This is a genomic window from Oxalicibacterium sp., assembly GCF_035565035.1.
GTDB lineage: Bacteria > Pseudomonadota > Gammaproteobacteria > Burkholderiales > Burkholderiaceae_D > Oxalicibacterium.
This window is the reverse complement of record NZ_DATMTD010000111.1, coordinates 1-14,897: the sequence shown is the minus strand read 5'-3', so window position 1 is coordinate 14,897 and position 14,897 is coordinate 1. Positions and strand designations below refer to the sequence as shown.

Sequence of the window (14,897 nt, the reverse complement as noted above, 5' to 3'; positions counted from 1 at the left end):
GGTAGGCGGGAATCAGGCGGACGTGATATCGGTGTCAGAAACCAGTGCCGAGCGGCTGGTCCTGTGAACGCAGCGGAACGCCATATCCTGTTTGCCAGTAAATCGGCACAACAAATTTTTGTGCCGGGGAAAAGCTGCCGACGAAACCGTCTGCGTCGATGCTGCGAACACGTGCGTAATAGATGCCTGCATCGGGGCGCGGGATGGCAACTTCGGGTTGCGCTGTCTCGATGCTGACGAACGGTTTGTCGAATGAAGATGTGTCGGCTGCCTGGAAAGTGAAGTGCTGTCCTTCCGATCCACTCCATGTGAAGTGAATGTCCTTTTCCCCAAGCGTCACTGCCGGAGCACTCTGGCTCTTGATTACATCGACCTTTTTTGCGTCACCGAACGGCCCCTGACGGCTCGTGCCGTTCGTGCTGACGATGGAAGCCACACGCCAGTAATAGGTGCCGGCTTTCAGCTGTGCGACATGGCGGCCTTGATCCTGACCTGCAGTATCGATTGCCTGATCGACAAGCGGGCTGCCAAATGCCGGATCGCCGGCGATCTGCAAGCGATAACGTGATATGCCATCGACCTGTGACCACTGCATGATTACCGGAATCAATTGATCCGTTCCGGTGCCTTGATACCTGGCTCCCGGTGCCTGCAGAAACGGTGGGAACGGGCGCGCTGCAACACGGAAGCGCAACGTATTGCGAATACCCGAAAGGCCGTTTGCATCAACCGCGTTGTAGTGAACGAAATAATCGCCGTCTTCCAGATCACCAACCTTTGGCATGGCCTTGCCATCGTTTGCTGCAGCAACAGCCTCGGCAATATTGTTCTCGCCAGCGAGATCGGTGGAAATCCTGACACGGAATGCTGCAGCCTGTGGCTGAGCCAGTGAAAAGTGGATTGGCAGACGTTCCTGGTTCTGGTAACCATCGGCCAGTACCGGTGCGGCAAGCAATGGAACCGGCTTGCGTGCCTGGCCGTTTTCAACAACAGTCCCGTAGCCGGCAGCAACAAGCTGGCCGGCCGACTTGCGTTTTGCCGCATCGGGCTGCACGGATACCTTGCCTTCAATGACTTCATTGAACACACGCTTGTCATCGTAATTCACGCGGAAGTTCGTGCCGCGCACGCCAGACACAGCCAGCGGACTCAACACTTCAAAGCGACTGTCTGGTTTGGTAAATGGCGTGACTTGCGACTCGACACGACCTTTTTGCAAATACAACTCGGTGCGCGGGCTTTGAATGTATTGCGTCTTGCGCAGAAGGCGCAGGTTGAGCGAGCTATCCGGCGGCAACGTGAATTGCGTTCCGTCGTCCAGCACAAGCGAGACGAAGCTGTCGGCTGGGGTTGTAAGCGTGTCGCCTTCCTTTAACTGCGCGCCGATTTTCGGTTCGATGTTCGTGCCGTCGCTGCTGCGAATCGCGACCCGGCCGAAAAAACTTCTGATCTTTGCAAAAGTGGAAACAGGCGTCAGCAATCGCGCCGGGATCCATATCTTTTTTCCGATCGGAATAGTGCGGTCGTTCTCGATGCTGTTCGTTTTTCCGATTGCACGCCAGTGACTGATTTCGCCGGTGAATTTAAGCGAAATTGTGGAGAGCGTTTCATCACGGGATACGGAATACCAGACGCCTTCTTTGGTAATGCGGACATTGGTATCGGGGGATTCGGGTTCTGCGAAGGCAGATGAACTGACAACAACGGACAGCAATACACCGGTGAAGATTTTGCGCACTTGTTTCCTCTGATCTGTACCTATCCCTGCGACGACATCGCACTTTCTGAAAAACAATTTTTAGGGTTCGCAGGATTATAGGTAGAGCGCTCTGTGACTTAGAGAGAAACAACGTTAACTTTTGCAAATTTTGAAGAGGGCGATATGACGATGTTTCTTTTTTGACTCAATGCATTCCCAATTCACATTTATATCCTCGGCTTTTAACATTTTGTCTTTGTACTAATTAGTTCCTTTCAGGAAATTGCATCACGTATCTCGCAGTGTTGGAAGTTCACATCCGTTTGCAAATGTTAACGATGTTTTCGGTGTGCATGAGAAGGGGAATCTTTATATTCCCAATCCGAAATCTTGTGCAAGAGAAAGTCGCGCAAGAAAAATATTTCTCATATTCACACACTGGAACTGACTGCCATGTCGCACGTACGAACCTCGTCTCGAATTGCTCCGCTTCTCCGCTCTGCTTCTCTTGCCATCGCGATGGGATTGTCGCCTGCGGTATTTGCCGCAGTGACCGCGTCGGTGACAGGCATCCTGCCGGCGGAAGGGATTTATCCGGGAGAGACTGCAACGTTGCGCATCACATTATCGAACAACGATAACGCGGCAGCTGCAACCAGTGTTGCTTTCAGCAATTCGCTGCCTGGTACCTTGCCGAACGGATTGAAAGTTGCCGGGGCGGCGAGCAGTACCTGCGGCGGCACGTTCACGGCGAATTTGAACGGTCAAGCGCTCTCTCTGGTGAACGGTACGATCCCGCAGGCAAGCGGGGGCACGGATGGAAGTTGCGTCATCGACATTCCAGTGACCGCTGGGACTTCAACCGGTACGGCGACGAGCTATGCGTATGAGCTGGCAAACGGCGCCGTCAGCAGCAGCGGCGGCACGAACACTGGCAATGTATCGCAGACATTCACGATTCGCGCGTTGTCTCGTCCGCAGATCAGCAAGAACTTCAGTAGCAATACGCTGATTCTTGGTGGTGCTTCGACATCGCTGGTCATTACGTTGAACAATCCGAATCCGGTATCGATGAGCGGTGTCGGCATTACCGATAACTTCCCGTCGACGATCAAGGTGGCGACGCCTCTGGTTGCCAACACCACTTGTGGCGGTACGTTCGCTCCGGCCGTCGGTGACGGCAGCATCACAAGTTCCGGCGGCACGATTCCTGCGAATGGCAGTTGCAGTTACACAGTCAATGTGGATGCGGCGCAGACGAACGGTACGTATTCCAGTACGCAGACCAATCGAATCGATCGCACGACGGGTTTCATCAACAGCCTGGGCATTGCTGCTCAGGCAGATGCGACGGACGACATCACAGTGCGTTCACCGTTGAGCATCGCAAAGATTTTCTCGCATTCGCAACTGTCGAATGGACAGAGCGACAGCATGACGATCACGCTTAGCAACAGCGGCAATAGTGCGTTGAGTATCACTAGTTTTGATGACAGTCCGATCGATGGTATCGGCGGTGGTAATGCCGCTACCGGCTTGACGATCGATTCGGTATCGAATTCGTGCGGTGGTGCCGCGACGGCTATCAACAATAACAAGGGCGTACGACTTACCGGGGGCTCGATTCCAGCTGGCGGAAATTGCACGGTCACGGTCAATTTTACCGGCCACGTGCAATCGACGGGCGTACCGGTCACCTACACCAACAACATCCCGGAAGGTGCGGTCAATGTCGGTAACCCGGCGATTAAAAGCCAGGCTGCTTCGGCAGACATTCTCGTATTCGACGATCTGCGTGTACTGAAAAGCGTATCGCCGACTTTTGTCGCGCCAGGTAATCCGATCCGTTATCAAATCACCGTGCAGAACTTCGGCGTGGGTGCAGTCAATAACGTCGTGATCACGGATACCTTTACGCAAGGCCAGACATATTTGACCGGCACGATCAACGGTGTCAATTACACGCCGACTGTCTCTGGAAGTTGTACGGCGGTTACTTCTCCGAGCACGGTCGGCAGCACGGCACCTCAACTGACGATCGATGCAGTTGGCGGTCGCGGCAATGCCAACAATCCTGGTTCCTGCACGGTCACGATGTGGGCCATGGCGTCGTCGACGCCGATTGCTTCCAGCAGTAACGTACTGCCGGCAGGAAGCGTTTGCTACAACAGCGGTGCAACGTGTAACGGCGGTTCGTCGAACACGACATCGACACAGACCAATGCCGACGTATTGACCGCAACCAAGACATTCGCGGAATCGTCACCTGGACAGCACAGCTTCCCGGAAGGAACGATCGTTCGCATGACGATCACGCTGGGTAACCGTTCGGCGAATGCACTGACGAACGTTGCGATTTCCGACACCTTGCAACTCGACTCGGGCGGTGGGGGCGGACAACTGCGTATCGCCAATCCGCCGAATGCCGCAACGACTTGCGGTAGCGGCAGTATCACGGCAGTTGCCGGGGCGACGTCGGTCAGCATGAACAACGGAACCATACAAGCGCGTGCGAACAACGGCATGGGTGCTGACGGAAGTTGCATATTGCAGGTCGACGTGGTCGGCCCGGCAGGTGTTTTTCCGAATACTGCCACGGTCGGTGGAACCCAGAGCTACGGCAATGGTACTACGCAGACTGCCGGCCCGGTCACGACCAATACCGCGCAACTTACCTATACATCGGCGCTGACGGCAACCAAGGGTTTCAGTCCGGCCAGCGTTTCGTCCGGCGGTAAATCGACGGTCACGATTCGTTTGACCAACTCCAGTAATCTGGCGCTGACCAATGTGCAATTGACCGATCCGCTGCCGACCGGCATGACGGTCGCCGATCCGGCACACGCATATTCCACCTGTTCAGGCAATACGTCCGTGACGGCGACGCCGGGCGCGAACAGTGTGTCATTGACCGGTGCGAACATTGCAGGTGGTGGTAACTGCGCGTTGCTGTTCGATGTGATCGCAACTGGCAACAGCAACTGGACCAATACGATTCCGGCCAACACGATCACCGCCGATGGCGGCGTACGCAATGTCGCAAACGTGGTGGGCGTACTGGCATTCGCACCGGCGACCGGCATGTCGATCAGCAAGGCGACCTCGATCAGTTCGCTGACGTTCCCTGGACAAATTAGTCGGCTGACCATCAACGTGTCGAACGGCACCAATGCTGTCACCAATTTGCGCTTTACCGATTACTTCACTACAGACGGAACGTCGGGCACGGCAAATAACGGCTGGGTACTGACACCAAATCCCGAACCGCAGACGAATTGCCCTGGCGGCCTTGTCAGTGCACAACCGAACGGGCATTCGGTCACCTTGACCGGCGCAAATCTCGCCGCCAATGCAACCTGCCAGATTTCTGCCAACGTGACGTCAACCGTTACAGGCGGTAATACCAACACGATTCCGACCGGCGCTCTGGAAACGGATCAGGGATTCAGCAACTCGAACCCGGCGACAACCAGTCTGGCGATCAGCGCCAACGTCGGTATCGTCAAGCAGTTCACACCGAACGTCGTCAAGCCGGGTGAGCGTTCACGCCTGCGCATCACGTTCTATAACGCGCTGGCACAACCGATCAGCAATCTGGCGGTAACGGATACGCTGCCGTCCGGTGTGACGGTGCCGAGCGGTGCGAATCCGACCACAACGTGTGCCGGTGGTAATGTCACGTCGACGTCGACGTCGGTAACGATCAATGGCGGCACGATTGCTGCTGCCAATGGTTCCAGTGCGGCAAGCTGCCAAGTAGAAATCGACGTGCTCGTTGCGTCGGCAGGTGACTATATCAACACGATTCCTGCCAGTGCCGTCACGGCGTCGGCCGGTGGCGATAACGTCACCAACACCCAACCGACCTCCGATACGTTGCGTGCGCGTCAGCCTCTGACCGTACACAAGGCATTCAGCAATCTGACACTGGATATGGGTAACCCAGCCGGCTTCACGACGGGTTCCGACAGCAAGGCACCAGGCAGTTCTGCGACTCTGACGATTCGCATCGGCAATCCGAACGCATCCCCGTTGACCGGCGCGGCATTGACCGACAATCTGCCGACCAATCTGGTCGTAGCCAATACACCAGCTGCAGGCAACACTTGTGGCGGCACGGTGATTGCGGAGCCGTCTGCAACCAGCATACGCTTTACTGGCGGCACGATTCCAGCAAATGGTTCGTGTGACGTAACGGTCAATGTGCTGAGCAATATTTCCGGCACGTACACCAACGCGATCGACACAGAAAGCGTGGTGACCAATGAAGGTGTCACCAACGAGGAGCCAACGCGCGCCAGCCTGATCGTGTCGAAGCCACCAACTGTCGGCAAGCAATTCGTTCCGGCAGTCATTCCGCCAAATGGTATTTCGCGCCTGAGCATCGTGATCGGTAACGACAACGATTCGGCGATGACGCTGACGGCAAACTTTGATGATGTGTTGCCGACCGCACCAGGCCAGATACGGGTGGCGGCAACGCCTGACGTGCAATCGACCTGTACTGGAACGGTGCAGGCTGCGGCCAGCGCAACGACGGTTCGTCTGAACAACGGCGGCACGATTCCTGCTGGCGGTTGCACGATCAGTGTCAACGTGACGGGTGTGGCAGCGGGCGTCCATACCAACAATATTCCGGCCGGTGCATTGAAGACTTCCCTGGGCAACAACCAGGAACCGGCCAATGCGACGCTGACGATCAGCACGCAAGCCTATATTTCCGGCAAGGTTTTCAAGGATAACAATGTCGCGCCAAACGGCACCTTCCAGAGCGGCCTAGATACGCCGATCGCCGGTGTCACGATCGAACTGCACAGCGGTCCGACTTGTGGCGGTGCACTGGTATCGGCCACGACCACCGACCCGTTGGGTAATTATCTGTTTTCGCCGTTGGCGGCCGGCGCATATTCGGTATGTCAGCCGGGACCGCAACCTACCGGTACGACCAACGGCATCACGACGGCAGGCACAATCAGTGGCATCAACAGCAGTACCGGCACATCGGGGGTGGGATCCAATCCGACTGCGACCAGCAGCCAGATCATCAACATCGTGTTGAACGCTGATGGCATGGGTGGCGAGAGTGCGGGTTCGGTTAACAACAACTTTGCCGAAGTCGGCACATCGACAATCTCCGGCATCGTGTTCAAGGATCAGAACAACAACGGCGTACAGAACGGTGCAGACGATCCGCTGGCCAATGTGACCATTCAACTGACCGGTACTGACAGCAGTGGTAACGCCGTATCAAAGACGACGACCACGGCAGCGGACGGCAGCTACAGTTTTGCTGGCTTGCAGCCTGGCACGTACACAGTGACGGAGCCGACGCAGCCGCCGGCTACATCGAACGGCATCACGACGCCCGGCGCTGTGCCGAATAGCGGCACGGCTGGCACGGCAACCGCAACGACGGTGACGCCGAGCCGTATCTCGAACATCATCCTGCCGCCGAACACGACATCGGCCGGTAACAACTTTGCGGAGGTGCCGAACGGCGGCACGATCTCGGGTCAGGTGTTTCTGGACTTCGATGACAGCGGTGCGGTGAACGGCAACGACCACGGTATCGGCGGCCAGACGATCAATCTGACGGGAACGGATATCAGCGGCAATGCGGTATCGAAGACAACCACCACGGCTGCTGACGGTAGCTATAGTTTTGTCGATCTGCCGGAAGGTACGTACACGGTGACGCAACCGGCACCGCAAGCGCCGGGCACGACCAATGGTAAAACGATTGCGGGCAGTACAGGCGGTACGCCGACAGCACCGTCAGTTCCGGTTTCAGTAATTGCGAACATCCCGTTGACGGGTGCCAATGCCGTTTCGGCCGGCAACAATTTCGCCGAAATCCCAGGCAATGCGCCGGATCTGGCAATTGCCAAATCGCACTCGCCGGCAAGTCTTGCCGAAGGTTCGACTTCAGGCCTGTACACCATCAAGGTATCGAATGTCGGCGTACTGGCGACTAGCGGCACGGTCACGGTCGTCGACACCTTGCCTGCAGGTCTGACAGCACTGTCCGTCAATGGCGGAGGAGTCTGGAACTGTACAAATTCGGTGACCAGCGTGACCTGTAACACGAATGCAGTCATCAATGCGAACGGTGGAACCGTTGCCGACATTGTTGTACGTGTTGCGGTTGCAACCGGCACGGCCGGACAAATTCTGGTGAACACCGCGAAGGTTTCAGGTGGTGGCGAGCCCCCCGGATTTGAAAGTAACAACACGGCAATCGATCCTACTGCCGTTGCCAAGCCTGCTGCGGTATCGGGCCACGTTTGGCTCGACCTGAATCACGATCGCGTAAACAACGATACATCGCCACCGGCACTGGTGCAGGGCTGGCAAGTTGAACTGCTGCTGAACGGCGTCGTGGTAGACAGGACGACGACAGATACGTCCGGCGGCTATAACTTCCCGGCAGTGAATCCGGCAGTGGGTTATCAGGTGCGCTTCCGTCATCCGACAACCGGCATGATTTTTGGTAACGCCGTGCCGAATGAAGCGGCAACACCATTCAACAATGGCACTGCAACGTCAAGCAATCCGGCTGGAGCGAAGGCGACCGACGGTACGTTGAGCGACATGAAATTGTTGTCCGGAGAAACGTATCCGCAACAAAGTCTGCCGCTTGATCCTGCCGGAGTAGTGTATGACGCCGTAACGCGTAACCCGGTGGGCGGTGCAGTGGTCACGATCAGTGGTCCGCCGGGCTTCAATGCAGCAACGCATCTGGTTGGCGGCAATGCGAATTTCACGACCGGTATCGATGGTCTGTATCAGTTCCTGTTGAATCCAGGCGCACCGGCGGGTACCTATACGCTGACGATCAGTACTTATCCGGGCGGCTATCTGCCACAGCCATCGAGTCTGATTCCGGTGTGCAGTGCCTCACTCAATGTTGGCGCCATTCCGGATCCGGCATTGGTGCAGACAAGCATCACAGCACCGTCAGCTGCTGCACCGCTGCATAACCCTGCGGCCTGTCCGACCTCATCGGCCGGACTGGCTGCTGGAGCGAGCAGTACGCAGCACTACTTCACGTTCGTGCTGGATCCGACCTCGGCCAACGTTCTCAACAATCATATTCCGCTCGATCCGATTCTGGGTGGTGCGATCGTGATGACGAAGAGCACGCCACTGGTCAACGTCGTGCGCGGCGATCTGGTGCCATACACGATCACGGCGACCAATACGCTGAATGCTGCGTTGCCGAACATTAATGTGGTTGACACCATTCCTGCCGGTTTCCGTTACAAAAAGGGTTCTTCAACGCTGAATGGCGCGAATATCGAGCCGACTGTTACAGGTCGCAATCTGACATGGAAAAATCAAGCCTTCACCGCCGGTGAACGCAAGGTCTGGCGCATGTTGATGGTGGTTGGTGCCGGTGTCTCGGAGGGAGAGTACGTCAATCGCGTTTCTGCATTGAACAGTATCGCCAACGCACAGGTTTCCAATCTCGCCACCGCTACCGTCCGCGTCGTACCCGATCCGACATTCGACTGCTCGGACATCATCGGCAAGGTCTTCGACGACAAGAACGCCAACGGTTATCAGGATCAGGACGAGCCCGGCATTCCGAACGTGCGCGTTGCAACAGCACGCGGCCTGCTGGTGACGACGGATCACGAAGGCCGGTTCCACGTGGCGTGTGCGGACATCCCGAATGCCGATCGCGGTGCCAACTTCGTCATGAAACTCGACGAGCGCACGCTGCCTTCCGGTTACCGCGTCACGACCGAGAATCCGCGTGATGTGCGCGTCACCCGAGGCAAGATGACCAAGCTCAATTTCGGCGCGACCGTGCATCGTGTGGTGCGTGTGGAATTGTCGGCGGCGGCATTCGATGGCAACGGCACGCAACTGCAGACAGCGTATGCAGCAGAGCTGGACAAGCTGCCTGCGCAATTGCAGGAACGTCCGTCGGTATTGCGCATTGCCTATCGCCAAGGCGCCGAACCAACCGATCTGGCGCAGAAACGCATCGATGTGGTGAGCAAACGTATCCGCGAATTGTGGAAGGAAAAACGAAAGAAGGAAGAGGAGGACGACAAACCGCTTGTTCCGCTGATGATTGAAACGGAAATGGAGGCGGCGCAATGAATCTTCGTCCACACACTATTGCGCTCGCAGTGAGCATGTTGTTTGCAAGCTCGTCCGGCCTCGCGCTTGATCAGGTCAACAGCGGCAAGCGCGTCGATAACGGCCGCATCGATCGATACGGCATTCCTGCACCGACGGAAGTGCAACCGATCGTTGCCTATCCGATGCCGTCCGGCGTGACGCGGGAAGAAGCCATCGCGATGCGTGCACGTGCATCGCAGACACCGGCAACACAGTCGGATGTCAGCAAGTCCTTGCAGGAAGCGAAGGGTTTGAGCCTGTTCGCATCCGGCAAGGCCGATCTGCTGGCACCGGCCAAGGCATCGCTCGACGCATTGGCGAAAGAAATCCAGGCTCGCAATGGAAAAATCTCCGGCATGCGCATCGCGGTGGTTGGTCACACCGATAATCAGCGCCTGTCGCCGAATGCCAAACGCATCTTCCGCGACAACCAGGGTTTGTCGGAAGCGCGCGCCCTGGCGGTTACTGCTTATCTGAAGCAGGTGTTGAACAATCCGGCGATCACCTATTCGATCGAAGGTAACGGCGAAAGCCGTCCGATCGCGTCGAATGCGACGCCGGAAGGCATGGCGAAGAATCGTCGTGTCGAGCTGCAGGTCTGGTTTGATCCGGCACCGGTTGCCGTCGCGGCGGCACGCGCGAAATGCTCGCCGCAATCAGTCGGCAATCCGGATGTGCCGTTTCGCATCACGATCGACGGCGAACCGGTCGATACGTCTGTAACGAATGAAGCCGATGCGCAGCGCTGCACCGACGTCGCGCTGGAGAAGGCCGACATCCAGGTACGCTATGACAGTCTGGCGATCGATCCGGTCATGAATGTATGGGCGACTCCGAATGCTGCGGTCAAGGGCGAGCAGGTCGAATTCCGTGCATGGGCCAACTATATTCCATGGATTCAGAAAGCGGAATTGAGATTGTTCAGGGTCGGTCAGAACCCGCAGGAAAAACCGTTCGAGGTTCTGCCTGTTTCGTGGACTGGTGTGACGAACTGGACTGTGCCGCAGAAGACGGAAGATGATCAGGTGTTTTATCTGTTGCGTGTCTACGATGCACAGGGCCGCTTCAACGAAACCAGCATGAAGCCGTTGAATCTGCTCAATCGTGCGATGGCAAAAAATGCAGACACGGACAGGATCGAACGTGAACGCCTGGCAGGCTATGGCGAGAACAGCCTTGCCTTGCGCAACATTCCGGTCAGCGGCGGCACGGTGACGGTCAATGGCACGCATCTGCGTCCCGACCAGCGCGTGGAAGCACTCGGTCTGGAACTGCCAGTCGATATAAACGGCAAGTTTGCAATGAAGCAGATCATGCCGGCCGGTCCGCAGTCGGTCGCCATCAAGGTGACAGAGCCGGACGGCCGCGCCGCAATCTTCCGTCGCAATCTGAGCATTCCGGAAGATGACTGGTTCTATCTGGCACTGGGCGATCTGACGGTCGGCAAGAATCGTGTTTCCGGTCCTGCGCAGCTAGTGACGGGCGATACGCAGCATTACGATGAAAAGGTGTTCGTCGACGGCCGCGCTGCCTTCTACCTGAAGGGCAAGATCAAGGGCGAATATCTGCTGACCGCATCGGCTGATACGCGCGAGGCGCCGTTGAACGAAATGTTCACCAACTTCACCAGCAAGGACCCGCGCTACCTGTTGCGCAACATTGATCCGAATCTGTATTACCCGGTTTACGGCGACGACAGTACGACGGTCGACGATGCACCGACGCAAGGCAAGTTCTTTGTGAAGTTGCAGAAGGGCGACTCGCAGGTCATGTGGGGTAATTTCCAGACGACGTGGACCGGCACCGAACTGATGCAGTATTCGCGCGGCCTGTACGGTGCGCAGTTGAAGCATCGCTCGGATGACACGACGACGTACGGCGAGAAGCAGACGCAGGTCGATGCCTTCATCGCCGATCCGGGCACGCTCGGTGCGCGCGAGGAGTTCCGCGGTACCGGCGGTTCGTTGTACTACCTGCGTCATCTGGACATCACGCAGGGTTCGGAACGCGTGTGGGTCGAGGTGCGCGACAAGGATTCGAACATGGTCATCGAACGTCGCGAACTGACGCCGGTGCAGGACTACGACATCAACTATCTGCAGGGTCGCATCCTGCTGAATTCGCCATTGTCGATGACGGCGGCGAGCTCGGGCCTGATTTCGACCTCGGCATTGAGCGGCAATCCGCTGTTCCTCGTCACCACGTATGAATACGTACCGGGTGTGTCGGAAGTGGATAATCTCTCGACCGGTTTGCGCGCAAGCCAGTGGTTCAACGATCATCTGCAATTGGGTATCAGCAGTTACCATCAGGGTGAAGATGGCGCGAGCCAGACGCTGAAGGGTGTTGACGGTACCTTGCGTTACAAGCCGGGAACATGGGTCAAGTTCGAGGCTGCGCATTCCGATGGTCCGGGTACCGATACGCAGACATCGATCACCGGCGGTTTCGGCTTCAACTCGGTGAACAATGGCGGCATCCAGAGTGCTGGCGCCAAACGTGTTGAAGGCTCGGTCGATCTGGCTGAAGTCACCGACAGCATGAAGGGCAAGATCACAGGTTATGTGCAGGACAAGGATGCCGGTTATTCGGCACCGGGTCAGATCGGATTTTTCGGCGAGGCGACCAAGCAGCAGGGCGTCGCGGCCGATGTCGAAGTGCGCCCGGGCACGCGCGTGCAGGTGAAGGCGGACCAGCGTAACGGCGACTATCAGGACGCAGACAGTGCGGAAGTCGCAGTACGTCAGACCGTCAATCCTGAATGGGAAGTGGCTGTCGGCACGCGCCGTGACGATCGCAGCAATGTCACGCCAAACGCCAGCGAACTGCTGTCTGAAACCGGCACGCGTACCGACGTACAGGTACGAGCCGATTATCGTCCGGAACGCAAGGATGGCAAGCCGGGCGACAAGGAAGACTGGGCGGCGTACGGTTACGTGCAGGGTACGGTCGAGCGTGACGATACGCGCGATCCGAACAATCGCGCCGGCCTCGGCGGCGAGTATCAGTTGACCGAACGCGTCAAGCTGATCGGCGAAGCGTCCGATGGCAATCAGGGTGTCGGCGGCAAGATCGGTGCGGACTATCGTCTATCGGATCGCAGCAATGCCTATCTGACCTATGCGATGGAAACCGAGAATCCGAACTACGCCTATCGCGGACGTCAGGGAACCTTGGTATCGGGCGCCAGCACACGTGTTTCCGATCAGCTGCGCGTTTTTGGTGAAGGTCGTGCCGCCAACGGCGCAGGACCGGAAAGCCTGACGCAGGCATTCGGTGCCGATTGGTCGCCGAACGATCGCTGGAGCTACGGCGGCAAGGTCGAGTACGGTACCGTGTCGGATCCGTTGGCCGGTGACCTCGATCGCAAGGCGCTGGGCGTATCGGTCGGCTACAAGGAAGGCAAGATCAAGTACGGTGGCAGCGTCGAGTATCGCAAGGACCAAAGCAATCTGTCCGGCGACAACACGACATGGTTGCTGCGCAATACCTTCGGTTACCAGGTCGATGAATCGTGGCGCGTCATGAGCAAGCTGAACCTGGCGCGCAACAGCAACACACAAGGTGCATTCGTCGACGGCGACTACACCGAGTTTGTTCTGGGCAGTGCCTATCGCCCGATTGACAACGACCGCTGGAACACCTTGTTCAAATACACTGTGTTGAACAATGTGCCGACACAAGGACAGGTTGCCGCTTCCGGTTTCGACGATGAATATGCGCAGCGCAGCCAGGTCTTCTCGATCGATACGATCTACGATCTGTATCCGTGGCTGTCGGTTGGCGGCAAATACGCATTCCGTATCGGTGAGTTGCGCTTGCCGGGTGGCGGCGACTGGTTCTCCAGCCGTGCCGATCTGTGGATCCTGCGTGCGGACTTCCATCTGGTCAAGGAATGGGATGCACTGGTCGAACTGCGCAATCTGCGTGCGACCGAGGCGGAAGATTCCAAGGCTGGCGCACTGGTCGGACTCTATCGTCATTTCAACAAGGGCATCAAGGCCGGGGTCGGTTACAACTTCACCGATTACTCGGACGATCTGACCGATCTGTCGTACCGCAGCCGCGGCTTCTTCGTCAACGTACTGGCGACGTACTAGCAAGCAGTTGGCTCGAAGGAAAGGGAGCGATGGAAACATCGCTCCTTTTTTATTGTCATGCTGCATCGCGACAAAACGGGAGTACGGTCCTTGGGCATAAACGTGCATATTTTTCATGCATCGTCGCGCATGAAACGGTGTATATATGCAGACCATGGCCGGAACAACAGGCATGCGACTTGCCGGTCATGCACGACATCAATAAACTACGGAGCCAGGAGACAACATGACTGACATGAACAGACGCGGCATCCTTCAAACAGCCGGCTTGATGACGGTGGGAGCCGTGACAGGCTGTGCGATGCCGACCACGGCGAGCAACAAGGAGAGAACGATTTTTCAGGTACCACAAGCGACGATCCCCATCGTCGGCAGCAATGAACAGTTTCCCGTCCGCCGTATCTACTGCATCGGTCGCAACTATGCGGCGCATGCGCGTGAAATGGGCTCCGATCCGACACGCGAACCGCCATTCTTCTTCCAGAAACCGAGCGATGCCGTCCAGTATGTCGCGCCCGGAAAGACCGTCGATCATCCGTATCCGACACTGACGAAGAACTACCATTACGAGATCGAACTGGTCGCGGCCATCAACAAGGGCGGCAAAAACATTCCGGTCGAAACCGCCTTGCAGCACGTCTTCGGTTACGCAGTCGGGCTGGACATGACGCGTCGCGATTTGCAGGCCGCGATGAAGAAGGAAGAAAAGCCGTGGGAAATCGGCAAGAGCTTCGACAATTCGGCGCCGATCGGCCCGTTGCATCCGGTGGCAAGCATCGGCAATTTCACCGAAGGCAAGATTTGGCTGAAGGTCAATGGTCAGGTCAAGCAAAGCTCCGACCTGAAAAACATGATCTGGTCGGTCGCTGAACAGATCAGCAATCTGTCGAAAGCATTCGAGCTGAAGCCGGGTGACATCATCTATTCCGGTACGCCGGAAAATGTCGGCCCAGTCGTTCGTGGCG

Annotated in this window: 4 protein-coding genes; 3 read left to right on the top strand and 1 reads right to left on the bottom strand. The window is 57.1% G+C overall.

All coding sequences use genetic code 11. The annotated features are described in order from the left end of the window. Window positions 1–34: 34 nt before the first annotated feature. Entirely contained in the window at window positions 35–1,738 is a 1,704-nt protein-coding gene (locus tag VN114_RS11830; protein ID WP_325515103.1) for a FecR family protein, read from the bottom strand. A 414-nt stretch (window positions 1,739–2,152) separates the two neighbouring features. On the opposite strand from VN114_RS11830, the gene VN114_RS11825 reads away from it, so the two are divergent. The 3 genes from VN114_RS11825 to VN114_RS11815 form a co-directional block, all read left to right on the top strand. Continuing rightward, window positions 2,153–9,811 carry an SdrD B-like domain-containing protein gene (locus VN114_RS11825; protein ID WP_325515101.1) on the top strand — a complete coding sequence of 2,553 codons (7,659 nt, stop codon included), beginning with the start codon at window positions 2,153–2,155 and terminating at the stop codon, window positions 9,809–9,811. Then, the gene (locus VN114_RS11820) at window positions 9,808–13,932 is read left to right on the top strand and encodes an OmpA family protein (protein WP_325515099.1); all 4,125 of its coding nucleotides are present in this window, start codon (window positions 9,808–9,810) and stop codon (window positions 13,930–13,932) included. Before VN114_RS11825 ends, VN114_RS11820 begins: the two co-directional genes overlap by 4 nt. Window positions 13,933–14,158: 226 nt before the next feature. After that, window positions 14,159–14,897, top strand: a 739-nt coding sequence (locus tag VN114_RS11815; protein ID WP_325515097.1) for a fumarylacetoacetate hydrolase family protein, incomplete at its 3' end; no start/stop codon positions are given.